Origin of the sequence: Variovorax paradoxus, from assembly GCF_030815975.1 — a bacterium.
In the GTDB taxonomy this organism is placed as follows: domain Bacteria; phylum Pseudomonadota; class Gammaproteobacteria; order Burkholderiales; family Burkholderiaceae_C; genus Variovorax; species Variovorax paradoxus_N.
The window spans coordinates 3,184,061-3,207,744 of record NZ_JAUSXL010000002.1 but is presented as its reverse complement, the minus strand read 5'-3'; the positions used below and the strand labels follow the sequence as shown (position 1 = coordinate 3,207,744).

Below are 23,684 nucleotides of genomic sequence, written 5' to 3'. Positions count from 1 at the left end.
CATCAACGCCCAAGGTAAACCTCGATCACACGCTCGTCAGCTTGCACTTCGTCGAGCGTGCCTTGTGCCAACACAGACCCGTCGCACAAGACAGTGACGATCTCGGAAATGGTGCGGATGAAGCTCATGTCGTGCTCCACCACCATCAGCGAGTGCTTGCCCTTGAGCGTAAGGAACAACTCGGCGGTGCGCGCTGTTTCCTCGTCGGTCATGCCGGCCACGGGCTCGTCGAGCAGCAGCAGCTTCGGGTCCTGCATCAGCAGCATGCCGATCTCGAGCCACTGCTTCTGGCCATGGCTCAGGTTGCCGGCCAGGCGCGACACGCTGTCGGCCAGGTGAATGGTCTGCAGCACTTCGGCGAGCCGGTCGCTCTGCGCCGAGTCGAGCCTGAACAGCATCGAGGCGCGAACGCCCTTGTTGGTCTTGAGCGCGAGTTCAAGGTTCTCGAACACGGTGAGATGCTCGAACACCGTCGGCTTCTGGAACTTGCGGCCGATGCCCAGCTGGGCGATGTCGGCCTCGCGATGGCGCAGCAGGTCGATGGTGCTGCCGAAGAACACCGTGCCCTCGTCGGGCCGCGTCTTGCCGGTGATGATGTCCATCATCGTCGTCTTGCCCGCGCCGTTCGGGCCGATGATGCAGCGCAGCTCACCCGGCGCAATGTCGAGCGAGAGCTTGTTGATGGCCTTGAAGCCGTCGAAGCTCACGCTCACGTCTTCGAGGTAGAGGATGCGGCCGTGCGTCACGTCCACCTCGCCCGGCGTGGCGATGCGGCCGAAGTCCGCGGCGCGGCCGCCCGACTCGGTGCTGCTGCTCACATAGGGAACGCCGTGGGCGCGCGCCGCGCGCTCCGCGCCAGCTTCCATCAGGTCGGGCGTCATGCGCGCGCTCCCTTCGCTTCGGCCACCAGCGGCGCGTGCAGCGCCTCCGGCTCCACGCCTTGCGCGGCGGCCATGGCACGCTGTGCTTCTGCACGGCCGGCGCTCACGCCGGCCGGCGCCTTCTCCCTCGAGAGCCACTTGCGCACCAGGCCCACGATGCCGTTCGGCAGGAACAGCGTGACAGCAATGAACAAGGCCCCCAGGAAGTACAGCCAGTACTCGGGGTAGGCCACCGTGAGCCAGCTCTTCGCGCCGTTGACGATGAAGGCGCCGATGATCGGACCGATCAGCGTGGCGCGCCCGCCCACCGCAGCCCAGATCGCAATCTCGATGGAATTGGCCGCGCTCATCTCGCCCGGGTTGATGATGCCCACCTGCGGCACGTACAGCGCACCGGCCACGCCGCACATCACAGCCGAGATGACCCAGATCGTGAGCTTGTACGGCAGCGGGTTGTAGCCCGAGAACATCACGCGCGTTTCGGCGTCGCGGATGGCCTGCAGCACGCGGCCGAACTTGCTGCCGATGAGCCACCTGGCAAACAGGAAGAAGCCCAGCAGCGTGAGGCCGGTGAGCGCGAACAGCGTCATGCGCATTTCCTGCGTGGCGATCGGAATACCCAGGATGCGCTTGAAATCGGTGAAGCCGTTGTTGCCGCCGAAGCCGGTCTCGTTGCGGAAGAACAGCAGCATGGCCGCGAAGGTCATGGCCTGCGTGATGATCGAGAAATACACGCCCTTGATGCGCGAGCGGAAGGCGAAGAAGCCGAACACGAAGGCAATCAGGCCCGGCACCGCGACGATCAGCACCAGCGTCGCAATGAAGCTGTCGCTGAAGGTCCAGTGCCAGGGCAGCGTCTTCCAGTCGAGGAACACCATGAAGTCCGGCAGGTCGCTCTTGTAGTTGCCGTCGCGGCCGATCTGGCGCATCAGGTACATGCCCATCATGTAGCCGCCGAGCGCGAAGAAGAGGCCATGGCCCAGCGAGAGGATGCCGGTGTAGCCCCAGATCAGGTCCATGGCCAGCGCGCAGATCGCGTAGCACATGATCTTGCCGACCAGCGCCACCGCGTAGTCGCTCATGTGCAGCGGGCTGCCGGCCGGCACCACGATGTTGAGCACCGGCGCCACCGCGCACACCACGATCAGCGCGACGAAGAAGGCTGTCCAGCCCTTGCCGCTCAGCAGCGGACCTTTGGTTGGCAACACAACCTTGCTCATGCCTCTGCGCTCCGGCCCTTCATGGCAAAGATGCCCTGAGGCCGCTTCTGGATGAAGATGATGATGAAAACCAGCACCGCGATCTTCGCGAGCACCGCGCCCGCCCAGCCTTCGATGAACTTGTTGAGAATGCCCAGCCCCATGGCCGCATACACGGTGCCCGCGAGCTGGCCCACGCCGCCCATCACCACCACCATGAAGCTGTCGACGATGTAGCTCTGGCCGAGGTCGGGGCCCACGTTGCCGATCTGGCTCAGCGCGCAGCCCGCGAGGCCCGCGATGCCGGAGCCGAGCGCGAAGGCGTAGGTGTCGACGCGCGCCGTGTTCACGCCCATGCACGAAGCAATCGGGCGGTTCTGCGTGACGCCGCGCACGAACAGGCCAAGGCGCGTGCGGCCGATCAGCCAGCCCATCGCGAGCAGCACGAGCACCGCGAAGATGACGATGCAGATGCGGTTCCACGGCAGCGTGACGTTGCTCAGCATGGTGAAGCCGCCGCTCATCCAGCCGGGGTTTTCCACGCCGACGTTCTGCGCGCCGAACAGCGAGCGCACGAGCTGCTGCAGCATCAGGCTGATGCCCCAGGTGGCCAGCAGCGTTTCGAGCGGCCGGCCGTAGAGGAAGCGGATCACGCCGCGCTCGAGCACCGCGCCCACCAGCGCGGAACTCAAAAACGCCACCGGAATCGCCGCCACCAGGTACCAGCCGAACGCCGCCTCGGGCATGTAGCGCTGGAAGATGCCCTGCATCACGTAGGTGGCGTAGGCGCCGATCATCATCAGCTCGCCGTGCGCCATGTTGATGACGCCCATCAGCCCGTAGGTGATGGCCAGGCCCAACGCGGCCAGCAGCAGCACCGAGCCCAGGCTGATGCCGCTGAACACCGCGTTGATGCGGTCGCCCCACACCAGCGAGCCGTCGATGCTGGCAATGGAGGCGACGATGGCCGCCTTGACGTCGGCCTCGGTCTCGTCGGCCAGGCGCTGGTTGAGCAGCAGCTTGGTGTCGGGGCTGCTGTTGGCGCCAAGCTCCTTGGCGGCGGCAAGGCGCTTGGCCTTGTCGGCGCTGGTGAGCATGCTGGCGGCGCGCACCAGCTGGAGCTGCGCCTTGATGCCCGGGTTGGTCTCGGCGGCCAGCGCCTTCTCGACCATTGGAACGCGCGATTCGTCGGGCTCCTTGAAGAGCGCCTGCGCGGCTTCGGCGCGCACCGCGTCGTCCTTGCTCGTGAGCTTGAGCGCGGCCTGCGCGGCATCGAGCGCGCCGCGCATGAGGTTGTTGTTGACCACGTCCTCGGCCGTGTCGGGCACCTTCAGCTCGGCGCCGGTCACGGGGTCGTAGCCCTTGTCATTCTTCATCACGAAGACCTTGTCTTCGGTGTACTTGACCGCGTCTTCGGACATGGCCTGGATGAAGGCGGCGGTCTTCTCGTCGGCCGTGAGCACGGCCTGGTTGAGCGCGGTGATGCGGGATTCGGATTCGCCGGAGGCGATGGCGCGGGCTTCGTCGGCGGTCAGCGCGTGGACGGCCGTTGCCATGAACAGCATGGCGGCGAGTGCACAGTGAAGGGATCGTCGAAGCATCTTGAGAATGGAAGTTGGTAAGGCTCCCTCCCCTTCCGGGGGAGGGTTGGGGTGGGGGCACGCGGCGCCCGTTCAGGCGCAGTGACCAGTTCGACCGCCGCTTGCCCCCACCCCTGCCCTCCCCCGAAAGGGGAGGGAGAAACACGCTTACAGCGACTTGCCAGCCGGCTGATCCGGCTTCTTGTCGTTGCCTTCGATGTACGGACTCCAAGGCTTGGCCTTCACCGGGCCCGGCGTCTTCCACACCACGCCGAACTGGCCGTCGGCCTTGATCTCGCCGATGAACACGCTCTTGTGCAGGTGATGGTTCTTCTCGTCCATCTTCGAGACGATGCCCGAGGGAGCCGTGAAGGTCTGGCCGGCCATCGCTGCGATCACCTTGTCGGTGTCGGTGCTCTTGGCCTTCTCGACCGCCTGCTTCCACATGTGGATGCCGATCCAGGTGGCTTCCATCGGATCGTTGGTGAGCGGCTTGTCCTTGTGGCCGGCGATGTTCTTGGCCTTGGCGTAGTCGCTCCACTGCTTGATGAACGCCGTGTTGGTCGGGTTCTTGATCGACATGAAGTAGTTCCATGCAGCGAGGTGGCCGACCAGCGGCTTGGTGTCCACGCCGCGCAGTTCTTCCTCGCCCACCGAGAAGGCCACCACCGGCACGTCCTTGGCCTTGAGGCCGGCGTTGCCGAGTTCCTTGTAGAACGGCACGTTGGAGTCGCCGTTGATGGTCGACACCACTGCGGTCTTGCCGCCGGCCGAGAACTTCTTGATGTCGGCGACGATGGTCTGGTAGTCGCTGTGGCCGAAGGGGGTGTACTTCTCGTCGATGTCGGTGTCCTTCACGCCCTTGCTCTTGAGGTAGGCGCGCAGGATCTTGTTGGTGGTGCGGGGGTACACGTAGTCGGTGCCCAGCAGCACCCAGCGCTTGGCACCGCCGCCTTCCTTGCTCATCAGGTAGTCGACCGCTGGAATGGCTTGCTGGTTGGGCGCAGCGCCCGTGTAAAACACGTTCTTGCTGAGTTCTTCGCCTTCGTACTGCACCGGATAGAACAGCAGGCCGTTCATTTCCTCGACCACCGGCAGCACCGACTTGCGCGACACCGAGGTCCAGCAGCCGAAGATCACCGACACCTTGTCCTGGCCGAGCAGCTGCTTGGTTTTTTCAGCGAACAGCGGCCAGTTGGAAGCCGGGTCGACCACCACGGGCTCGAGCTGCTTGCCCAGCACGCCGCCCTTCTTGTTGATGTCGTCGATGGCCATCAGCACCGTGTCTTTCAACACGGTTTCCGAGATGGCCATCGTGCCCGACAGCGAGTGCAGCACGCCGACCTTGATGGTGTCGGCGGCAAAGGCCGGCGCAGCGGAGATGCTGGCCAGGGCGACAGCGGCGGTGAGCGCCTTGAGGGTGAAACGACGTTGCATGTGGACTCCTGCTCCGGGGTGGTTGAAACCTGGTCGCCGGGGACGGGCCGGACGATGGAGGGGAGTCTGCGGATTCGCCCGCCCGCGAGAAATACGCCGGGTGGCGTACACGGAGGTACTCAGGGCGGCCGGCCGGGATTGCAGCGAACCGCGTACTTTCTTGCGTTCATGGCCGTTTTGCTTCTTGCCACTTCGGCCAGATCGGCTTGCATCAAAAGCCCATTTTGGGTTTTATAATACCCAAAATGGGTAAGTCCACACCTTCACCAGGAACGCACGTCGAAAAGCCCGCCAGCCTGGGGGATGCCCTTTTCACGACCACTCAACAGCGCGTGCTCGGTTACCTCTTCGGCCAACCGGACCGCAGTTTCTTTTCAAGCGAATTGATCAAGCTTACCGGCGCGGGGTCCGGCGCCGTGCAACGTGAACTCAAGCAACTGACCGACAGCGGCCTGCTCGTCACCTCGCGCGTCGGCAATCAGAAGCACTACCAGGCGAATGCTGCGGCCCCGATCTACGATGAATTGAGCGGCATCGTTCGCAAGACCTTCGGACTTGCGGGCCCGCTGCGCGACGCGTTGGAACCCTTTGCGGAAAAGATCGAGGCAGCCTTCGTGTTCGGCTCGGTCGCCAAAAAAAGCGACACCGCAGCGAGCGACATCGATCTGCTTCTGATCAGTGAAGAACTTGCGTATTCGGATCTTTTTCTTGCGCTCGACGCAGCCTCTGCGCGCCTTGGCCGTACAGTGAATCCGACCATGTTCACAAGAAAAGAACTGATGCGAAAACGCAAGGAAGGCGAGTCTTTCGTGAGCCGCGTCCTGGAGCAACCCAAGCTTTGGATCATCGGTGACGCGGATGCCCTCGCCACTTGAAAACCTCTGCGGCCCTACGAAGCCACTCTCCGCCGAACCGCCGGACGCCCGCGAATTCGCGGGGTTGATGCGTTCCGGCCTGGCCCGGCTGGAAGATGCGCAGGTGGCCCGGCTGTCGCTCGAAAGCCGGTTCGATCTGGTCTACAACGCAGCACACGCGATGTGCCTCGCGGCGCTTCGCTGGCACGGCTATCGATCGAGCAATCGCTTCATCGTCTTTCAGGTACTGCCGCATACATTGGGACTGGGGCCTGAGGTGTGGCGCGTGTTGGCCAAAGGCCATGAGATACGGAATCTTGGCGAATACGAAGGCGACATGAATGTCGATGAACGCATCGTCCGTGATTTGATCGCCGCATCCAAGCATGTAGCCTCGAAGCTCTCCGCACTCCCGTCACTCTGAACCTTCACCTGATGCTGCCTCGCCCCTTCGATGCAGTACGGCCACAGTCAGTGCAGAGATGGTCAAGTAAGCCAGGGCCGCGCCGAATGCCCCCGCATAAGCCGGCGCCTCCGACAAACTGCCCAGCCGCCCGTAGAACAGGATACCGATCAGCGCCACCCCCAGCGCGTTGCCCGCCTGCTGCACCATCGACAGCACGCCCGAGGCCACGCCTGCATGCTGCGCAGGCAGCCCGGCCAGCACGGTCGACACCAGCGGTGCCATCACCATGCCGAGGCCGGCGCCCTGCAGGGCCAGCAGCGGCACCATCCACGCCACCACATGCGCATGGCCCGGCCACCCCGCAACGTTGACAAGCTGCAGCGCATGCCCCGCGGCCAGCACGAGGGCGCCGAGCGCAATGGGCGGCCTGCCGCCGAAGCGGCGTGCAAGCCGCGCCCCGGCCATTGAGGTGGCGAAGAAGCCGATGGCCAGCGCGGTGAAGACCAGGCCCGAGCCGAGCGGATCCAGCGCAAGGCCCTGCTGCAGATAAAGCGCAAGCACGAAGTAGAACGAGGCATTGCCGATGTAGAAGGCCAACGTGGTGAAAAGCCCCGTGACGAAGCGGCTGTTGGCCAGCAACGCCGGCGCCACCAGCGGCGCGCCGCCGCGTGCCGCGAGCCTTTGCTGCTGGCGCGCGAACACGGCCCACAACGGCACTGCGGCCGCAAGGCACAGCCAGCTCCACAGCGGCCAGCCCTGCTCGCGGCCCTCGACCAGCGGCAGCACCACGGCCACGGAGCTGGCCGCCACCAGCAGCATGCCGGCCAGGTCGAGCCGGCTGTTGCCGCTGTTGTTCGCCAGCGGGGGAATCACGCGCGGCGCAAGCACCAGCGCCAGCAGGCCGATCGGCAGGTTGATCAGGAAGCAACTGCGCCAGCCGAGTCCGGCCAGGTCGGCATGGATCAGCAACCCGCCCACCAGCTGGCCAAGCGTGGCGCCCAGGCCCAGCGTGAGCCCGTAGGCCGCAAAGGCGCGCGCACGGCTGTCGCCGGTGTAGGCCAGGCCGATCATCGCCAGCACCTGCGGCTGCAGCAGCGCACCGGCCAGGCCCTGCAGCACGCGGGCTGCCACCAGCAGCTCGGCATTGGGCGCCAGGCCGCAGGCAGCGGACGCCAGCGTGAACAGCAGCAGGCCCAGCATGAACATGCGGCGCCGGCCGAACATGTCGCCGAGCCGCCCGCCGGTCACCAGCCCCGCGGCCGTGGCCAGGCCGTAGCCCGCCACCACCATCTGCAAGGTGCCGGCGGAGGCGTGCAGCTCGCGCTGCATCGAGGGCAGCGCCACGTTGACGATGAAGAAGTCCAGCACCACCAGGAAGGTGCCGCTGAGCATGACCCAGAGGCCGAGAGTGCCGGCGCCGCGGCTGGCGGCGGAACCGAGCGGGGCTGCCGGAGCAGCGATGTTGGATGACTGCGACATGATGGCTTCGAGTGTTGGGTTGGGGCGGCGCCACGGCAATGACCTCGGAGGTCATCGCCGGGCTCAGGCAGCGGGCGTCGGCAGGATGAACTGGTAGTCCACCGCGATGCGGCCGTCCTCGGCGAGCAGGAGAAACTCCAGGCCGAGCGCGGCGATGGGCCCGCCGGCGGCCGGAACCATGTGCCAATGGAACATCACCGTGCCGTGCAGGAACTGCGCATCGCCCGCGGCCACAAAACGAAAGCCGCCGCCCTGCACGTTCTTTTCATGCGAGCCGATGACGCGCTGCTCCAAGGCCTCGTAGCCCTTCACCTGCAGGGTGCGCACGTAGTGCTCGCCTTCGGGCACCCACAGCCGGGCGATGGCGGCCCGGCGCGCTGCGGCGTCCGTCTCGTTCCAGGCGGCGACGTAGCGATCGGCGAGTTCGGCAAAAGAGATGCTGGTGGTCATGATGGGGAGTCCTTGCTGGCTTCGCGAAGCGGAAGCGCGAAACCGCAGTTTCCGGCATCAAGGGTGGACAGTGAATGCCCGTAAAGCCGACAATCTTGTCCATTCGTCCACCGCCACAGGAGCTTCCATGGACCCACTCGATGACGTGTTCGCCGCCATGCGCGTACGCAGCGCGCTCTATGCGCGGCTCGAGGCGCGCGCGCCGTGGGGCGTGAGCCTGGCTGGCGGAGAGAGCGCCCGCTTCGGCTTGGTGGTGCGCGGCAGCTGCCTGCTCGAAGTGCCGGGCGTGGCGCAGCCTGTGGCCCTGGCCGCGGGCGACTGCTATGTGCTGGCGCATGGCACGCCCTATGTGTTGCGCGACCATCCGGACACGCCCACGGTCAGTTGTGCCTCGGTGGTGCGCGACCGCATCGGCGGCGTGGTCGAACTGGGCGGCACCGGCACCGCGGCCTCGGTGATCTGCGGCTGGTTCCATTTCGACCAGCGCGCGGCCCGGCCGCTGCTCGACCTGCTGCCGGTGCTGCTGCACGTGAAGATGGAAGAGGCGCGCGCCATCGCGCTGCAGGGCACGCTGCAGCTGCTGGCGATGGAAACGGGTGAGCCGGGCCTGGGCTCGGGCCTGCTCGTGAGCCGGCTGGCCGACATCGTGTTCGTGCAGGCGGTGCGCGCGCACGCCGCCACGCAAGGCCAGGCGCAGGCGGGCTGGCTGGGCGCGCTGGCCGACACGCGCATCGGCGCCGCGCTGCGCGCCATGCACAAGGACATGGCACGCGACTGGACGGTGGAGACGCTGGCCTCGGCCGCCAGCCTGTCGCGCTCGGCATTCGCGCAGCGCTTCCGCGAAAAGGTGGGGCAGGCGCCGCTCGACTACCTGACGCACTGGCGCATGTTCAGGGCCGGCAACATGCTCGGCCAGGGCCATGCGGCCGTCGGCGCGATTGCAGGCGCGGTGGGCTACGAATCGGAAGCCGCCTTCAGCAAGGCCTTCAAGCGCCGGATGGGCATGGCACCGGGCGCATGGCGTGCCGCGGCGCGCAGCGGCGCTGCCGCCTAGGCGTTCGCTGGAAGGCCCGCCTTGGTGCTGGCCGCGCGCCTGAACTGCGCCGCCGCAAAGGCCCAGACCATGCGCGTGGCATCGGGCCCGGCCGGGTCGCTGAAAAGCGTAGCGGCAGTGCCGCCGCTCCAGGCATGCCCGAGTCCTGCGATCTCGCACAGCACGACCAGCGTGCGGCCCTTGCGCCGGAACTCGGTCAGCCGCATGGCGTGCCGCTTGCCGCGCTGAAGCGTGCGCGCGGGCCCCGGCTTGGCGCCCACGGCCGTGGCCCACACGGCCGCGCTGCTGATGGCATTGCTCGGTGCCACCACGGCATCGGCTTCGCCATGGATCACCAGCATCGGCGGCAAGCTCGCGAACACGGCGGCTGCGCCCATGGCCTTGCCGACCGCGGTGGTCGGCATCGGCGGCGTGTGCTGCCCGCGCATCGCGCCCAGGGCCGTGGCCGAGGATTTCGCGGCGCCCGGCGCCACCCCCGAATGCATGACCACGGCGCGAAAGCGCGCCGGATAGCGCGTGGCCAGCAGCGCCGCCATGCTGGCCCCGGCCGACAGGCCCGCCAGCGCGATGCGTTCACGATCCACGGGATAGAGCATCGAGGCCTGGTCGATGGCCGCCATCAAGGTGGCGGCCTCGGCGTCGGCCTTGCCGGATCGCCGCTCATACCAGTTCCAGCAGCCTTGGGGATGGGCCAGCCTGTCCTGCTCCAGGTAGAGCACCAGGAAGCGCTGGCGCACGGCAAGCGCGTTCATGCGCGTGCTGGCCGCAAAGTCGCGCCCGGTCTGGCCGCAGCCGTGCAGCATGACCATGAGCGGCAGTTTCTCGCCGGGCGCCAGCTTGAGATCGGCCGGGCGGAACAGGTGATAGCCGCGCGCGCCGCCGGGGCCCAGCGCCATGCCGCCGAGCCAGTCGCCCTTGCCCGGCGGCGGCTTGAGCCGCTTGGCGGTTGCGCGCTGCATCCGGCCCGTCACGCGCTTGCTGTTGCCGAGCGTGATCTTGGTAAGGGCCTTCAGGTTGCGCTCATACGCGCGGGCGAACAGGGAAGCGGTGGAACGGCGGGCCATGGCGCAGTGTGACGCAAAGCACCGGCGGTCCAAAAAAGGCCCTAGTAGATCTCCGGCACGACCATGCTGGCCGGCACCGGCTGGCGCAGATAGTCGGCATGGCGTTCGCGCGCGGGCAGTTCCACCGGCGGATGCGGCACCTCCTGGTAGGGCAGCTGGCCCAGCAGGTGGCTGATGCAGTTCAGGCGCGCCTTCTTCTTGTCGACCGCCTGCACCACCCACCATGGCGCCTCCGCAATGTGGGTGCGCTCCAGCATGATTTCCTTCGCCTTGGTGTATTCCTCCCAGCGGCGGCGGCTTTCGAGATCCATGGGGCTGAGCTTCCACTGCTTGAGCGGATCGTGGATGCGGCCGAGAAAGCGCATGTGCTGCTCGTCGTCGGTGATGGAGAACCAGTACTTGATGAGCTTGATGCCCGAGCGCACCAGCATCTTCTCGAACTCCGGCACGGTGCGAAAGAATTCCTCGTACTCGTCGTCGGTGCAGAAGCCCATCACGCGCTCCACGCCGGCGCGGTTGTACCAGCTGCGGTCGAACAGCACCATCTCGCCGGCGGCCGGCAGGTGCGCGGCATAGCGCTGGAAGTACCACTGCGTGCGTTCGCGGTCGTTGGGCGCGGGCAGCGCGGCCACGCGGGCCACGCGCGGATTCAGGCGCTGGGTGATGCGCTTGATGACGCCGCCCTTGCCCGCCGCGTCGCGGCCCTCGAAAAGAATGACCACCTTCTGCTTGCTGTGCTGCACCCAGTCCTGCAGCTTCACGAGCTCGCCCTGCAGCCGGAACAGTTCCTTGAAGTAGGCCTGGCGTGCGGCCTTGTCGCCCGAATGCGCGGCGGGGTCGAGGCCGTCGATGTTGCGGTCTTCGATCTCCAGCTCGAGCTCCTCGTCATAGCTGTCGATCAAGTCGCGGGCGATGCGTTGCATCAGGTCTTCGTGGTCTGGAAGTGCGCTCGTCAGCATCATGGGAGGAAAAGAGGAACGGAGTGGAACGAAGCATGCTGCCCGCCGCACATGACCGTTGCGTGACGGCCTGCGGGTTGCCGACACGAAGTTGTCACATAGGGCGAACACCATCCGGGGCACACCCCTCCGTTTTCCTGATTCAACGCACCTTGCCGGCACTCCACGACCTGGCCGCCAATTCATACGGCGGCGACGAAGCCGGACTGATCTGCGGCTATCTCTTCGACGCCATGGCGCCCGAGCCCGTGCGGGCGATCGGCTCGGCGCAGGCTGCGGCATGGCTCGGTGAACAGGGCAGCAACGCAATCTCGAGCAGTGCCTACGCGTGGTTGCACTTCAACCTGAGCCACGCCCAGGCGGAACGCTGGCTGCTGCGCCATGCAGGGCTCTCCGACACCTTCTACGAAACGCTGCACGAGGGCCTGCCCTCCACGCGCATCGAGCGCGCCGACGATTCGCTGATCGCGGTCATCAACGACGTGCACTTCGAGTTCAGCTTCGAGCCGTCGGACATCTCCACGCTCTGGATCAGCGTGGGGCCGCGCCTCGTGGTCACGGCGCGCACCAAGCCGCTGCGCTCGGTCGACGCGCTGCGAACGGCGGTCAAGGCCGGCGACGCGCCCCGCTCGAGCACCGAGTTGCTCGAACACCTGCTGCGCGCGCAGGCCGACGTGCTGGTGAAGATCGTGCGCGGCGTCACTTCGCGCATCGACCGCATCGAGGACGAGCTTCTGGCCGGCCGGCTCGACCACAAGCGCGCCCGGCTCGGCGTGCTGCGCCGGCTGCTGGTGCGGCTGCAGCGCCTGCTGGCGCCCGAACCCGCCGCCCTCTTCCGCCTGCTGCAGGGGCCGCCGGCCTGGATGGTGGAGCCCGACGCGCAGGAACTGCGCGGCGGGGCCGAGGAGTTCTCGGTGGTGCTGCGCGACATGCAGGCGCTGCAGGAGCGCATCAAGCTGCTGCAAGAGGAAATTGCCGCCAACGTGAACGAGGACAACAACCGCAGCCTGTTCGTGCTGACGGTGGTGACCGTGCTCGCGCTGCCGATCAACATCCTGGCGGGCCTGTTCGGCATGAACGTGGGCGGCATTCCGCTGGCCGAGGACAGGCACGGGTTCTGGATCGTGGTGGCGATCGTCGCGAGCTTCACCGCGGTGGCCGCGTGGGCGGCTTTTCGCAAGAAGCGCTGAGCCGCATCGGCCGTCGCAGTAATGCTATTTATTTAATAGCATCCACAATAGCATCCATGCGCCCGCATCGATGTTCCAGACCCCATAGAATGCAAATGTGTCCTCCATCCTCAATGCCGATCTGCACTGCCATTCCGTGGTTTCCGACGGCACATTGACGCCCGAAGAATTGGCCGCGCGCGCCGCCGCCAACGGGGTCGAACTCTGGGCGCTCACCGACCATGACGAGGTCGGCGGCCAGCACCGCGCGGCCGCCGCGGCGCGCGCCAACGGCATCCGCTATCTCACCGGCACCGAAATCTCGGTGACCTTCGCCAACGAAACCGTGCACATCGTCGGCCTGGGCTTCGACCCCGACGATGCCGCGATGACGCAGGGCCTCTACGACACGCGCGGTGGCCGCGGCAAGCGCGCGCAGGAAATGTCCGAGGGGCTGGCCAAGGTCGGCATCCAGGGCGCGTATGAAGGCGCGCTCAAGTTCGTCGGCAACCCCGAACTGATCTCGCGCACCCACTTCGCGCGCTTCCTGGTCGAGCAGGGCCACTGCCGCGACACCTCCGAGGTGTTCCGCAAGTACCTGACCGAAGGCAAGCCCGGCTACGTGCCGCACCGCTGGGCCTCGCTCAAGGATGCAGTGCACTGGATCACGGCCGCCAAGGGCATGGCGGTCATCGCGCATCCGGGGCGCTACAAGTTCACCGCGAACGAGGAATATGCGCTGTTCCTCGAATTCAAGGCGCATGGCGGGCAGGCGATCGAGGTCGTCACCGGCAGCCACACGACAGCCGAATACGTCGAGTACGCCGACAAGGCGCTCGAGTTCGATTTCGCCGCCTCGCGCGGCAGCGATTTCCACAGCCCTGACGAAAGCCATTGCGATCTCGGCAAGCTGCCACCGTTGCCCGGTGCGCTCACGCCGGTGTGGGAACTGCTCAGCCACCGCATCCAGCAGTGAGCCAGAGCCCCGGGTCCGGCAGCGACGGCGCTGCATCGGCGGCACTGGCGAGTGCCCGCGCCGCGGCGCGTCAGACGCGCGACCTCGAATCCGAACGCATCCTCTCGGGCATCGGCATGGTGCTGGTGGCGGTGGCCTGCTTTGCCACGCTCGACACCGCCACCAAGACCTCCACCGCCGCCGTGCCCATTCTCATGGGCGTGTGGTTCCGCTATGCCTTCCAGGCCGTGGCCACCACCGCGGTGCTGCTGCCGCGGCACGGCACTGCCCTGCTGCGCACGCAGCACCCGCGCTACCAGCTGCTGCGCGGCGCATTGCTGCTGGTGTCGAGCACGCTGGCCTTCCTGAGCCTGCGCTACATGCCGCTGGCCGAGTTCACGTCCATCGTGCTCATTGCGCCGCTCGTCATCACCCTGCTTGCAGCCACCACGCTCAAGGAGCAGGTCTCCGTGCTGCGCTGGGTGCTGGTGGCCGGCGGCTTCGCCGGCACGCTGGTCATCCTGCGGCCGGGCGGCGATGCGTTCAGCTGGGCCGTGCTGCTGCCGATCGGGCTGGTGCTGACCAACGCGTGGTTCCAGGTGCTCACGAGCAGGCTCGCGCAGACCGAGAATCCGCTCACGATGCATTTCTATACCGGCTGGGTGGGCGCGCTGATCGCCTCGCTGGCGCTGCCCTTCGCGTGGACGGCCCTGCCCTCGTGGCACTGGTGGGCCTTGCTGTGCCTCATGGGATTCATGGGCACGGTGGGACACTTCATTCTCATCCTGGCCTACCAGCGCGCACCGGCATCCACGCTCACCCCGTACCTCTATGCGCAGATCGCCTTTGCGATGCTCGGCGGCTGGCTTGTCTTTTCGCACGTACCCGACCGCTTTTCGCTCATCGGCATGGCAATGATCGCGGTCTGCGGCGCGGCCGGCGCCTGGCTCACGGTGCGCGAGCGGCGCGTGCCGATCGAGCCGGCCGAATCCTGATCAGGAGTCTTTTTCATGGCCCAGTATTTCGAAGTCCATCCCGAGAACCCGCAGCAGCGCCTGCTGAAGCAGGCCGCCGCGCTGCTGCAGCGCGGAGAGATCGTGGCTGTGCCCACCGACTCGAGCTACGCATTGGCCTGCCACCTCGACGACAAGGACGCGGTCGACCAGCTGCGCCGCATCCGCCAGGTCGACGAGAAGCACCATCTCACGCTGCTGTGCCGCGACCTCAGCGAGCTGGCCAACTACGCGCGCGTCGACAACAAGCAGTACCGGCTGCTGAAGGCCGCCACGCCGGGGCCCTACACCTTCCTGCTCGAGGCCACCAAGGAAGTGCCGCGGCGCGTGAGCCATCCGCAGCGCAAGACCATCGGCCTGCGCGTGCCCGACCACAAGGTGCTGCTCGAACTGCTGATGCTGCACGGCGCGCCGCTCCTGGCCACCACCTTGATCGCGCCCGGCGAAACCGAAGCGCTGAACGATGCGCAGACCATCCGCGAGCGTTTCGAAAAGCAGATCGGCGCCGTCATCGACGCCGGCGCCTGCCCTTCGCAACCCACCACCGTGGTGGACCTCACGCCCATGGGCACGGGCGACGATCCGGTGGTGGTGCGGCAGGGCCGCGGCGCGCTGGCGGTGCTTGGCCTCTGACGAGCGGCACCGCGACTTTCACTCCGTCTGACACAATCGCCCAGTGGATATTTCCAACCTGATACAGACCGTACTTATTTACGCTTTGCCCGTGGTCTTCGCGATCACGGTGCACGAGGCGGCGCACGGCTATGTGGCGCGCCATTTCGGCGACAACACCGCCGAGGTCATGGGCCGCGTCACGCTCAATCCGTTCAAGCACATCGACCCCATCGGGACCATCCTGATGCCGCTGATGCTGTACTTCGCAACCGGCGGGGCCTTTTTGTTCGGCTATGCCAAGCCGGTGCCGGTGAACTTCGGGCGGCTGCGCCATCCGAAGCGCGACATGATCTGGGTGGCTCTGGCAGGCCCTGCGTCCAACTTCGTGCAGGCCATTGTCTGGGCGCTGGTGCTCGTGGGGCTCGTCGCGGCCGGCATCGATGAAACCTTTTTCATCAAGATGGCGCAGGGCGGCGTGCTGGTCAACCTCGTGATGTGGGCCTTCAATCTCTTTCCGCTGCCTCCGCTCGACGGCGGCCGCGTGCTCGCAGGCCTGCTTCCCAACGGAGCCGCGCAGAATTTCCTGGCGCGCATCGAGCCTTTCGGTTTCTTCATCGTGATGGGCCTGGTGCTCGCGGGCATCGTCAGCACCTTCTGGCTGCGTCCGCTGATGGACGTCGGCTACACGGCCATCAACCTGCTCATCTCACCGCTCACGGCTTTGCTGCGTTAAGTTCTTCCTCCTCCCATGGCTTCGTCTTCTTCCGCTCCCCTGCGCGTCTTGACCGGCATCACGCCGTCGGGCACGCCGCACCTCGGCAACTACGTCGGCTCGATCCGCCATTCGGTTCGGCAGAGCGTCGCGCCGGGCGTCGAGAGCTTTTTCTTCCTGGCCGACTACCACGCGCTCATCAAGGTGCAGGAGCCGGCGCTGATCCAGCGCTCCACGCTCGAGATCGCCGCCAGCTGGCTGGCCTGCGGGCTCGACCCCGAGCGCGTCACCTTCTACCGCCAGTCCGACATCGTCGAGATTCCCGAGCTGACGTGGTTCCTCACCTGCGTGACCGGCAAGGGCGTGCTCAACCGCGCCCATGCCTACAAGGCACAGCTCGACAAGAACATCGCCAAGGGCGAAGACCCTGATGCCGACGTGACGGCGGGCCTTTTCATGTACCCGGTGCTGATGGGCGCCGACATCCTGTTGTTCAACGCGCACAAGGTGCCCGTGGGGCGCGACCAGGTGCAGCACATCGAAATGGCGCGCGACATGGCGCAGCGCTTCAACCACCAGTACGGCGAGCACTTCACGCTGCCCGAAGCCGAGATCGACGATGCCGTCGCCACCCTGCCCGGCCTCGACGGCCGCAAGATGAGCAAGAGCTACGGCAACACGATTGCGATGTTCGCGCCGCGCGCGCAGCTGCAAAAGCAGATCGCCAGCATCGTGACCGACTCGCGCGCGCCCGGCGAACCCAAGGACACCGAAGGCTCGGCGCTGTTCCAGATCTACCAGGCCTTTGCGACCGGCGAGGAAACCGAGGCGCTGCGCAAGGCCTATGCCGAAGGCATCGGCTGGGGCGACGCGAAGCAGATGCTGTTCGAGCGCATCGACCACGAAGTGGCGCCGCTGCGCGCGCGCTACGAAGCGCTGATGAACGACCCGGCCGAGATCGAGCGCATCCTGCTCGTCGGCGCCGAAAAGGCCCGCAAGCTCGCGCGCCCCTTCATGGCCGAGCTGCGCCACGCGGTGGGGCTGCGCAATCTTGCGGCAGGGCGCGACAAGGGCGGTGCGCGCAAGGCGGCCAAGGTCGCCAAGCCAAGCTTCAAGCAATACCGCGAGCGCGACGGGCTGTTCTATTTCAAGCTGCTCGACGCGCACGGCGCCGCCTTGCTGCAGAGCCGCGGATTCGCTTCGCCGCAGGAAGCCGGCCGCGCCATCGCCGCCCTGCAGCAGCAGCGCGGCGCGGCACTGGCCGCGCTTGCCGAACAGCTCGAGCCGGCCGGCCCGGAAGAATTGCGCGCCGCGAAAGAGGCGCTGGAATCACTGGCGGAAACAACAACCTCTACCAATGGAAGTTGATCCGGCAATATCCATCGGCTTACCCGCCGAGGACAGAGAAGAGAAGACGGTGCGATCACTAAGGAAGAAAACATGAGCATTTATGTCATCGACGACCACCCCCTGATGCGCGACGCGATCGTGATGGTGTTGCGGCGTCTGCGACCGGCCGAAAACATCGTCGAGCTCGAGCGCCTCGACAAGCTCGCGAGTTCGGTTCAGCAGCGCGGCGCGCCAACGCTTTTCTGCCTTGACCTGAAGCTGCCCGACACCAATGGCGTCTCGGGCGTGGTCGCTGTCAAGCAGGTCTATCCCAACGTGCCGATCGCCGTCTATTCGGCGGCACCGGCCGGGGACATGGAAGACGCCTGCATCGAGGCCGGCGCCGACACCTACATCGAGAAATCGGCCAGCTCGGCCGAACTGGCCGCTGCGCTGCGCGGCCTGCTCATGGCAGGTTCGGAAGAGGCGGACGAGCCGGCGCTGGCCAGCAACAGCAAGCTGTCGAAGCGCCAGACGCAGCTGATCGCCATGCTCGACAAGGGCATGAGCAACCGCGACATCGCCACCGACCTGGAGATCAGCGAACACACGGTGAAGGTGCACCTGTGGCGCCTGTTCCGCCGCCTGGGCGTGAAGAGCCGCACGCAGGCGCTGCACTACGCGCGCACCAACGGGCTGCTTTCCGGTAACTGAGCCCACCCCCGAAGCGGCTCACTTCGTGTAGCCGCCTCCCCCTCAAGGGGGCAACACCAGTGGCCCGGCAAAGCCGGTTCCACGGTGGCACTTGGCTCACCCCCAGTCTTCGCGCACTTCGTGTCGCTACGCCAACCCCCTACCGGGGGCAACACCAGCGGCCCGGCAAAGCCGGTTCCGCGGTGTTCCTGGAAGAATTGAACCGCGCCTTGTGCGCGGTTTTTTTTTGGCCGCTGGCTTAGCCGCCGGAGGCGCTGACGCGGGCTTGGGCCACGGCTTCATCGGCATCGTGCAGGGCGACGCGGAACACGCTGCCGCTGCCCAGGCGGGAGCGCACGCTGACGGGATGGCCCAGCACATGCGAGAGCCGGGCGACGATGGCCAGGCCCAGGCCGAAGCCGTCGGAGGTGCCGGCGTGGTCGGCCACCTTGTAGAACTCCAGGAACACGTCGCGCAGGTGCTCGGGCGCGATGCCGATGCCGGTGTCCCACACCTCCACGCGCAGGCCGTCGCGGCTTTGCCGCGAGGCCAGCAGCACGCCGCCGTCGGTGGTGTACTTGATTGCGTTGGCAAGCAGGTTGCCGATCATGCGGCGCACGCGGATCGGGTCGGTCAGGAAGCTGCCTTCGGTTACGTGCACGCGAAAATCGAGGCCCCGACTTTCGGCCACCGGGCGGTATTGCAGTTCGAGGTCATGCAGCAGTTCGGCCACGTCCACGCGCTCGATGTGCAGCCGCACCTGGCCCGAATCGATGCGCGCCAGGTCGAACATCGAATCGAACAGCGCATTCACCGCATGCGTGGCGCGAACGATCTTGGGTGCAAGCTCCAGCACCAGTTCCGGTTCGTTGCGCAGCCAGTCGGCATACAGCGACAGGGCCAGCACAGGCTGGCGCATGTCGTGCGCGGCACTCGCGAGAAAGCGGTTCTTCATGGCCACGGCCGCCACCGCGGCTTGGCGCTGCTGCGTGAGCGACTTGATCAGGATGTGGTTGTGGAACAGCAGCTCGAGGCTGTTGCGCGCCGTCTCGTGGATGTGGCGGCCGGCGCGCAGCAGCAGGAACCAGTGCAGGATCGGCAGGATCGGCATCAGGAAGCCGTACTGGAAATGAGGCTCCGCGATGTTGATGCTCACGAGCCGGATCAGGACCGCCCCGAGCATCGTGATGAACAGCGTGTTGACGTAGCGCTTGAGCAGTGGCGGATGCAGCGCCAGCCCGTTGAGCGGAACGGTTCCGACGCCGGCCACGATGAGCCAGCTCATGAACTGGTTGACCTGCGGCGTGCGCTCGAAGAACAGCAGGATCGACAGGCCCCAGACGACCGCACTGGTGCTCCAGACGAAGCCGTAGCGCTCGGTGAACTGCTGCTGCGCCGCCGCGCTCCTGCCGGCATAGCGCACCGCATAGACCCTGGCGCCCCAGGCGCGGCAGGCCGTGGCAATGAGGCCCGCGGCGAGCCAGGTCAGCAGTTCCCACCGGGGCACATAGCTCCAGTTCAGGCCGACCATCGCCGGCATCAGTGCCGCAGAGACCAGGTAAGACCCGCGCGCCGAGCGCATCAGGCTGCGGATCAGCTCGCCGCGCACCCAGGATTCAGCTTCGTCGGCCGAAGCCGGGACCGGTGTCACGCTCGCGATCGACGGATTGGCCATGTGGCGCGGAGCCTTTTGTTCATTCGACTACGGAAAAATCCCGGCATGCGGGGGCATGGGGACGTGCGATCTTAACGGGCCGATACAGTTGCTTCGAAGCTCGGCACGGCACTCGTCTGCAGTGGCCGGGAAAACGCAAGAAGCACGGAAACGAAAGGCCCCGGTTTCGCGCCTACCGACGGCCGGGCCGTGGAAGAGGCAAAAAAATAGCCCCTTTGCGGGGCCATTCTTGGAGGAGAGGGAGGGATTCGAACCCTCGGTACTATCGCTAGTACGCCTGATTTCGAGTCAGGTACATTCGACCACTCTGCCACCTCTCCGGTGCTGTCGAGCCTGCGATTATAGCAGACAAAAACGAGGCTTCTGAAGCCCAGGCCGCTCAACCGCGCAGCAGTTCCAGCCCGCCGAGGTAGGGCCGCAGCGCGGCGGGCACGTTGATCGAGCCGTCTTCGTTCTGGTGGTTTTCCAGCACCGCGACCAGCGTGCGGCCGACCGCCAGGCCCGAGCCGTTGAGCGTATGGACGAGTTCGTTCTTGCCCTGCGCATTCTTGAACCGGGCCTGCAGGCGGCGCGCCTGGAAGGCTTCGCAGTTGGAGACCGAGCTGATTTCGCGATACGTGTTCTGCGCCGGCAGCCAGACTTCGAGGTCGTAGGTCTTGGTGGCGCCAAAGCCCATGTCGCCGGTGCACAGCAGCACCACGCGGTACGGGAGCTCCAGCGCCTGCAGCACGGCTTCGGCATGGCCGGTCATCTGTTCGAGCGCGTCGTAGCTCGTGTCGGGATGGACGATCTGCACCATCTCGACCTTGTCGAACTGGTGCTGGCGGATCATGCCGCGCGTGTCGCGGCCGGCGCTGCCGGCTTCCGAGCGGAAGCACGGCGTGTGGGCCGTGAGCTTGATCGGCAGTTGCGCCTCGGCCACCACCTCGTCGCGCACGAAGTTGGTCAGCGGCACTTCGCTGGTCGGGATCAGGTAGAGCGCCGAATGGTCGGGCGCGGGCTCGCCGTCCTGGCCGCCCTTCTTGGCGGCGAACAGGTCGCCCTCGAACTTGGGCAGCTGGCCGGTGCCGCTGAGCGTGGCGGCGTTGACGATGTAGGGCACGTAGCACTCGGCGTAGCCGTGCTTTTCGGTCTGGGTGTCGAGCATGAACTGCGCGAGCGCGCGGTGCAGCCGGGCAATCGGCCCCTTCATGACGGTGAAGCGCGAGCCTGCGAGCTTGGCGCCCATCTCGAAATCGAGCCCCAGCGGCGCGCCCAGGTCGACGTGGTCCTTGGCGGCAAAGGGCAGCGGCGCGGCGTCCGCGCCGGCGCCGCCCTGCGGGCTCCATCGGCGCATTTCGACGTTGCCGGCTTCGTCCTCGCCGACCGGCACGCTGGCGTGCGGCAGGTTGGGCACGGCCAGCAGCAGCGCCTGAAGTTCGGGCTGGATTTCTTCGAGGCGTTTGGACTGCGATTCCTGCTCGGCCTTCAGCGCGTTGACTTCGGCCATCAGCGCATCGACCGATTCGCCCTTGGCCTTGAGCGGGCCGATCTGCTTGTTCAGCGTGTTGCGCCGGGCCTGGATCTCCTCGGTGCGAGTTTGCAGCGTCTTGCGTTCGGCCTCGAGCGCCGTGAACGCCGACACGTCGAGGTAGGGCTGGTTCTTCTTGCGTTTTTCGAGGCCGGCCACAGCGGAGGCCAGGTCTTTGCGGAGCAGGGTGATGTCAAGCATAGGGGGATTTTAGGTGGGCGTAGCATCTCGCTCCCCACACTTCCATCGAAGGGAAAAAGCGATGCAAGCCTATCTGACTTTCAACGGCAACGCGGCCGAGGCACTGACCTTCTACGCCAAGGCGCTGGGCGGCAAGGTCGTCTTCAGCATGAGCTTTGGCGAAAGCCCCATGGGCGCCGAAACGCCCGCCGCGTACAAGGACAAGATCATGCACGCCGCGCTGGAAGCCCGCGGCCACAAGCTGATGGCCTCCGACACGCCGCCCGGCATGCCGTTCGAGGGCTATAAGGGCTTCTCGCTCTCGGTGCAGGGCAACAGCGTGGACGAAGGAAAGAAGCTCTTCGACGCGCTGGCCGAGGGCGGCGAGGTCACGATGCCGTACGGCCCGCAGTTCTGGGCCGCCGGCTTCGGCATGCTGAAGGACAAGTTCGGCGTGCCGTGGATGGTCAATTGCGAGAAATAAGGCGGCCGCCTCGCCCTCAGGCCACAGTGGCCGGATCGACATTCGCGCCGCAGACGATCAGGCAGACCTTCTCGCCTTCGCGCGGCACGTAGGCGCCGGTCTGCAATGCCGCCAGCGGCAGCGCGGCGGCCGGCTCGACGGCGAGCTTCATTTCCTTCCACAGCCACTGCTGCGCTGTGCGGATGGATTCGTCGGACAGCAGCAGCGCGTCCTGCACGTATTTCTGGGTGATGTCCCAGGAAATGGCGCCGATGCGGCGCGCGCCGAGCGAATCGGCGGCAATGCCGCCCACAGCTACATCGACCGGCTCGCCGGCTTCGCGGGCGCGGTACAGCGTGGGGGCCTTTTCCGGCTCGAGCGCCACCACGCGGGCGCGCTTCTCGAACCAGCCGGCGAGCCCGCCGATCAGCCCGCCGCCGCCCACGCTCACAAGCACGGAATCGGGCAGGCCGCCCTGCGCCTCGATCTCCTGGCCGAGCGTGCCCGCACCGGCCACGACTTCGGGCTGGTCGTAGGCATGGGTCAGCAGCGCGCCGGTTTCCTTCTGCCGCGCAAGGCAGGCCGCCAGCGCATCGGGATAAAGCTCGCCGACCACCACCACTTCGGCGCCGAGCGCCCTCAGGCGGGCGCGCTTGGCTTCGGGCGAGACGCCGGGCAGGAACACCTGGCAGCGCACGCCCAGCGCCTTGGCCGCCGCTGCGGTGGCAATGCCCGCGTTGCCGCCCGAGGCCACGATCACGCCGCTTTCGGGAATGTCGTTGGCCAGCAGGCGGTTCATCATGCCGCGCGCCTTGAAGCTGCCGCTCACCTGCATGTGCTCGAGCTTGAGCCACACCTCCGCGCCCGGCGCCGCCAGGCCGAAGGCGGAGGCCGGCAGCTTCCAGAGCGAGGTCTGGCGCAGGAAGCCGCCGGCGCGTTCGCGCAGCCTGCGGGAGGCGCTCTCTGTTTCGGAGCGCCAGTGGGTGTTTTCGTTGTTCAAGAGATGTGTCCCGGAGGAGGAATGTCGTCGAGCTTGAGGCCCTTGGGGAGCGGAAACTTGATGGTTTCCTCGATGCCGTCCATCTTGCGGACCGACACGGCGCCCAGCGCCCTCACGCGGTCGATCACTTCGCGCACCAGGATCTCGGGGGCGGAGGCGCCGGCCGTGAGGCCGACCCGGCCCTTGCCCTCGAACCATTCAGGCTTGAGCTCGTCGGCCGAATCGACCATGTAGCTTTCGGTGCCCAGCCGCTCTGCCAGTTCGCGCAGCCGGTTGCTGTTGGAGCTGGTGGGGCTGCCGACCACGATCACAAGGTCGACCTGCGGGCTCATGATCTTCACCGCGTCCTGGCGGTTCTGCGTGGCATAGCAGATGTCCTGCTGCTTGGGCTCGCGCACCTTCGGAAAGCGCGCGCGCACGGCTGCCGCGATCTCGGCCGCGTCGTCCACGCTGAGCGTGGTCTGCGTGACCACGGCAAGCTTCTCGGTCTGCGCGGGCGACACCTTTGCGACGTCTCCCACGTCCTCCACCAGGTGGATGCCGCTCGAGAGCTGGCCCATGGTGCCTTCGACCTCGGGATGCCCCTTGTGGCCGATCATGATGAACTCGTAGCCTTCCTTGGCGAGCTTGGCGACCTCGACGTGCACCTTGGTCACCAGCGGGCAGGTGGCATCGAAGACGTCGAAGCCGCGGTCGCGCGCCTCCTGCTGCACCGCCTTGCTCACGCCATGCGCGCTGAACACCAGCGTGGCACCGGGCGGCACGTCGGACAGTTCCTCGATGAAGATCGCGCCCTTGGCCTTGAGCTCGTTGACCACGTAGGTGTTGTGCACGATCTCGTGGCGCACGTAGATCGGCGCGCCGAACTTGGCGATGGCGCGCTCGACGATCTCGATCGCGCGGTCCACGCCGGCGCAGAAGCCGCGCGGCTCGGCGAGGATGACTTCCTCGATGTTCGGGTTCATCGTGCCTCCTGCCGGACCGTCCCAAGGGAGGCACGCGCCCCC

At 66.5% G+C, this 23,684-nt stretch carries 23 protein-coding genes and 1 tRNA gene; 11 read left to right on the top strand and 13 right to left on the bottom strand.

Annotated features, from left to right (window positions below; genetic code table 11):
* Positions 1 to 2 precede the first annotated feature (2 nt).
* The 4 genes from urtD to urtA all read right to left on the bottom strand — a co-directional run bounded on the left by urtD (position 3) and on the right by urtA (position 5,097).
* On the bottom strand, positions 3 to 881 hold the full coding sequence (gene urtD / locus QFZ47_RS18840; protein ID WP_307657062.1) for an urea ABC transporter ATP-binding protein UrtD: 879 nt from the start codon (positions 879 to 881) through the stop codon (positions 3 to 5).
* Positions 878 to 2,101 carry an urea ABC transporter permease subunit UrtC gene (gene urtC / locus QFZ47_RS18835; RefSeq protein ID WP_307657061.1) on the bottom strand — a complete coding sequence of 408 codons (1,224 nt, stop codon included), beginning with the start codon at positions 2,099 to 2,101 and terminating at the stop codon, positions 878 to 880. The genes urtD and urtC overlap by 4 nt, the downstream gene beginning before the upstream one ends.
* The gene (gene urtB / locus QFZ47_RS18830) at positions 2,098 to 3,645 is read right to left on the bottom strand and encodes an urea ABC transporter permease subunit UrtB (protein WP_307657060.1); all 1,548 of its coding nucleotides are present in this window, start codon (positions 3,643 to 3,645) and stop codon (positions 2,098 to 2,100) included. Before urtB ends, urtC begins: the two co-directional genes overlap by 4 nt.
* A gap of 183 nt (positions 3,646 to 3,828) precedes the next feature.
* Positions 3,829 to 5,097 carry an urea ABC transporter substrate-binding protein gene (urtA, locus tag QFZ47_RS18825; protein WP_307657059.1) on the bottom strand — a complete coding sequence of 423 codons (1,269 nt, stop codon included), beginning with the start codon at positions 5,095 to 5,097 and terminating at the stop codon, positions 3,829 to 3,831.
* A gap of 245 nt (positions 5,098 to 5,342) precedes the next feature.
* On the opposite strand from urtA, the gene QFZ47_RS18820 reads away from it, so the two are divergent.
* Both QFZ47_RS18820 and QFZ47_RS18815 read left to right on the top strand, forming a co-directional pair.
* Positions 5,343 to 5,972, top strand: a complete 630-nt coding sequence (locus tag QFZ47_RS18820) for a nucleotidyltransferase domain-containing protein (protein ID WP_307657058.1) — start codon at positions 5,343 to 5,345, stop codon at positions 5,970 to 5,972.
* The gene (locus tag QFZ47_RS18815; protein WP_307658970.1) at positions 5,956 to 6,375 is read left to right on the top strand and encodes a hypothetical protein; all 420 of its coding nucleotides are present in this window, start codon (positions 5,956 to 5,958) and stop codon (positions 6,373 to 6,375) included. The genes QFZ47_RS18820 and QFZ47_RS18815 overlap by 17 nt, the downstream gene beginning before the upstream one ends.
* On the opposite strand, the gene QFZ47_RS18810 is transcribed toward QFZ47_RS18815, so the two are convergent.
* Positions 6,367 to 7,836: an MFS transporter gene (locus tag QFZ47_RS18810; RefSeq protein ID WP_307657057.1), complete on the bottom strand. Its 1,470-nt coding sequence runs from the start codon at positions 7,834 to 7,836 to the stop codon at positions 6,367 to 6,369. The two genes, QFZ47_RS18815 and QFZ47_RS18810, sit on opposite strands and share 9 nt — an antisense overlap.
* 63 nt (positions 7,837 to 7,899) lie before the next feature.
* Positions 7,900 to 8,286: a hypothetical protein gene (locus QFZ47_RS18805; protein WP_307657056.1), complete on the bottom strand. Its 387-nt coding sequence runs from the start codon at positions 8,284 to 8,286 to the stop codon at positions 7,900 to 7,902.
* Between the two features lie 127 nt (positions 8,287 to 8,413).
* On the opposite strand from QFZ47_RS18805, the gene QFZ47_RS18800 reads away from it, so the two are divergent.
* Complete coding sequence (locus tag QFZ47_RS18800) at positions 8,414 to 9,340, top strand: AraC family transcriptional regulator (RefSeq protein WP_307657055.1); 927 nt, start codon at positions 8,414 to 8,416, stop codon at positions 9,338 to 9,340.
* Here QFZ47_RS18800 and QFZ47_RS18795 read toward each other — a convergent pair.
* Positions 9,337 to 10,404: an extracellular catalytic domain type 1 short-chain-length polyhydroxyalkanoate depolymerase gene (locus QFZ47_RS18795; protein ID WP_307657054.1), complete on the bottom strand. Its 1,068-nt coding sequence runs from the start codon at positions 10,402 to 10,404 to the stop codon at positions 9,337 to 9,339. The two genes, QFZ47_RS18800 and QFZ47_RS18795, sit on opposite strands and share 4 nt — an antisense overlap.
* Before the next feature lie 41 nt (positions 10,405 to 10,445).
* Positions 10,446 to 11,363 (bottom strand): polyphosphate kinase 2, encoded by a 918-nt coding sequence (ppk2, locus tag QFZ47_RS18790; protein ID WP_370880642.1) that lies wholly within the window; start codon positions 11,361 to 11,363, stop codon positions 10,446 to 10,448.
* Between the two features lie 152 nt (positions 11,364 to 11,515).
* On the opposite strand from ppk2, the gene QFZ47_RS18785 reads away from it, so the two are divergent.
* The 7 genes from QFZ47_RS18785 (at position 11,516) to QFZ47_RS18755 (ending at position 17,870) form a co-directional block, all read left to right on the top strand.
* Positions 11,516 to 12,553 (top strand): transporter, encoded by a 1,038-nt coding sequence (locus tag QFZ47_RS18785; RefSeq protein WP_307657052.1) that lies wholly within the window; start codon positions 11,516 to 11,518, stop codon positions 12,551 to 12,553.
* A 97-nt stretch (positions 12,554 to 12,650) separates the two neighbouring features.
* Complete coding sequence (locus QFZ47_RS18780; protein WP_307657051.1) at positions 12,651 to 13,508, top strand: 3',5'-nucleoside bisphosphate phosphatase; 858 nt, start codon at positions 12,651 to 12,653, stop codon at positions 13,506 to 13,508.
* Positions 13,505 to 14,482, top strand: a complete 978-nt coding sequence (locus QFZ47_RS18775) for a DMT family transporter (RefSeq protein ID WP_307657050.1) — start codon at positions 13,505 to 13,507, stop codon at positions 14,480 to 14,482. The genes QFZ47_RS18780 and QFZ47_RS18775 overlap by 4 nt, the downstream gene beginning before the upstream one ends.
* Before the next feature lie 15 nt (positions 14,483 to 14,497).
* On the top strand, positions 14,498 to 15,133 hold the full coding sequence (locus QFZ47_RS18770) for an L-threonylcarbamoyladenylate synthase (RefSeq protein WP_021008697.1): 636 nt from the start codon (positions 14,498 to 14,500) through the stop codon (positions 15,131 to 15,133).
* Positions 15,134 to 15,176: 43 nt separating this feature from the next.
* Positions 15,177 to 15,848, top strand: a complete 672-nt coding sequence (locus QFZ47_RS18765) for a site-2 protease family protein (RefSeq protein WP_307657049.1) — start codon at positions 15,177 to 15,179, stop codon at positions 15,846 to 15,848.
* 15 nt (positions 15,849 to 15,863) lie between these two features.
* Entirely contained in the window at positions 15,864 to 17,195 is a 1,332-nt protein-coding gene (locus tag QFZ47_RS18760) for a tryptophan--tRNA ligase (RefSeq protein ID WP_307657048.1), read from the top strand.
* A gap of 72 nt (positions 17,196 to 17,267) precedes the next feature.
* Complete coding sequence (locus QFZ47_RS18755) at positions 17,268 to 17,870, top strand: response regulator transcription factor (RefSeq protein ID WP_215247930.1); 603 nt, start codon at positions 17,268 to 17,270, stop codon at positions 17,868 to 17,870.
* 238 nt (positions 17,871 to 18,108) lie between these two features.
* Here QFZ47_RS18755 and shkS read toward each other — a convergent pair whose 3' ends face one another.
* The 3 genes from shkS to serS form a co-directional block, all read right to left on the bottom strand.
* On the bottom strand, positions 18,109 to 19,524 hold the full coding sequence (gene shkS, locus QFZ47_RS18750) for a surface-behavior sensor histidine kinase ShkS (RefSeq protein ID WP_307657046.1): 1,416 nt from the start codon (positions 19,522 to 19,524) through the stop codon (positions 18,109 to 18,111).
* Positions 19,525 to 19,754: 230 nt separating this feature from the next.
* Positions 19,755 to 19,844, bottom strand: a tRNA-Ser gene (locus tag QFZ47_RS18745).
* A gap of 59 nt (positions 19,845 to 19,903) precedes the next feature.
* Complete coding sequence (serS, locus tag QFZ47_RS18740) at positions 19,904 to 21,235, bottom strand: serine--tRNA ligase (protein WP_307657045.1); 1,332 nt, start codon at positions 21,233 to 21,235, stop codon at positions 19,904 to 19,906.
* A 61-nt stretch (positions 21,236 to 21,296) separates the two neighbouring features.
* Between serS and QFZ47_RS18735 the strand changes: the two genes are divergently transcribed.
* Positions 21,297 to 21,698, top strand: coding sequence for a VOC family protein (locus QFZ47_RS18735; protein ID WP_307657044.1), 402 nt, complete (start codon positions 21,297 to 21,299; stop codon positions 21,696 to 21,698).
* A gap of 16 nt (positions 21,699 to 21,714) precedes the next feature.
* On the opposite strand, the gene QFZ47_RS18730 is transcribed toward QFZ47_RS18735, so the two are convergent.
* Both QFZ47_RS18730 and ispH read right to left on the bottom strand, forming a co-directional pair.
* Complete coding sequence (locus QFZ47_RS18730) at positions 21,715 to 22,677, bottom strand: threonine/serine dehydratase (RefSeq protein ID WP_307657043.1); 963 nt, start codon at positions 22,675 to 22,677, stop codon at positions 21,715 to 21,717.
* Positions 22,674 to 23,642: a 4-hydroxy-3-methylbut-2-enyl diphosphate reductase gene (ispH, locus tag QFZ47_RS18725; protein ID WP_307657042.1), complete on the bottom strand. Its 969-nt coding sequence runs from the start codon at positions 23,640 to 23,642 to the stop codon at positions 22,674 to 22,676. Before ispH ends, QFZ47_RS18730 begins: the two co-directional genes overlap by 4 nt.
* Positions 23,643 to 23,684 lie beyond the last annotated feature (42 nt).

Coding starts and splice junctions, on each gene's coding strand:
- QFZ47_RS18800 (WP_307657055.1), top strand. CDS start 8,414: ATGGACCCACTCGATGACGTGTTCGCCGCCATGCGCGTACGCAGCGCG.
- QFZ47_RS18755 (WP_215247930.1), top strand. CDS start 17,268: ATGAGCATTTATGTCATCGACGACCACCCCCTGATGCGCGACGCGATC.
- QFZ47_RS18810 (WP_307657057.1), bottom strand. CDS start 7,836: ATGTCGCAGTCATCCAACATCGCTGCTCCGGCAGCCCCGCTCGGTTCC.
- ppk2 (WP_370880642.1), bottom strand. CDS start 11,363: ATGCTGACGAGCGCACTTCCAGACCACGAAGACCTGATGCAACGCATC.
- urtA (WP_307657059.1), bottom strand. CDS start 5,097: ATGCAACGTCGTTTCACCCTCAAGGCGCTCACCGCCGCTGTCGCCCTG.
- urtD (WP_307657062.1), bottom strand. CDS start 881: ATGACGCCCGACCTGATGGAAGCTGGCGCGGAGCGCGCGGCGCGCGCC.
- QFZ47_RS18795 (WP_307657054.1), bottom strand. CDS start 10,404: ATGGCCCGCCGTTCCACCGCTTCCCTGTTCGCCCGCGCGTATGAGCGC.
- QFZ47_RS18815 (WP_307658970.1), top strand. CDS start 5,956: ATGCCCTCGCCACTTGAAAACCTCTGCGGCCCTACGAAGCCACTCTCC.
- QFZ47_RS18735 (WP_307657044.1), top strand. CDS start 21,297: ATGCAAGCCTATCTGACTTTCAACGGCAACGCGGCCGAGGCACTGACC.
- urtC (WP_307657061.1), bottom strand. CDS start 2,101: ATGAGCAAGGTTGTGTTGCCAACCAAAGGTCCGCTGCTGAGCGGCAAG.
- serS (WP_307657045.1), bottom strand. CDS start 21,235: ATGCTTGACATCACCCTGCTCCGCAAAGACCTGGCCTCCGCTGTGGCC.
- QFZ47_RS18760 (WP_307657048.1), top strand. CDS start 15,864: ATGGCTTCGTCTTCTTCCGCTCCCCTGCGCGTCTTGACCGGCATCACG.
- QFZ47_RS18820 (WP_307657058.1), top strand. CDS start 5,343: ATGGGTAAGTCCACACCTTCACCAGGAACGCACGTCGAAAAGCCCGCC.
- urtB (WP_307657060.1), bottom strand. CDS start 3,645: ATGCTGTTCATGGCAACGGCCGTCCACGCGCTGACCGCCGACGAAGCC.
- shkS (WP_307657046.1), bottom strand. CDS start 19,524: ATGGCCAATCCGTCGATCGCGAGCGTGACACCGGTCCCGGCTTCGGCC.
- QFZ47_RS18805 (WP_307657056.1), bottom strand. CDS start 8,286: ATGACCACCAGCATCTCTTTTGCCGAACTCGCCGATCGCTACGTCGCC.
- QFZ47_RS18770 (WP_021008697.1), top strand. CDS start 14,498: ATGGCCCAGTATTTCGAAGTCCATCCCGAGAACCCGCAGCAGCGCCTG.
- ispH (WP_307657042.1), bottom strand. CDS start 23,642: ATGAACCCGAACATCGAGGAAGTCATCCTCGCCGAGCCGCGCGGCTTC.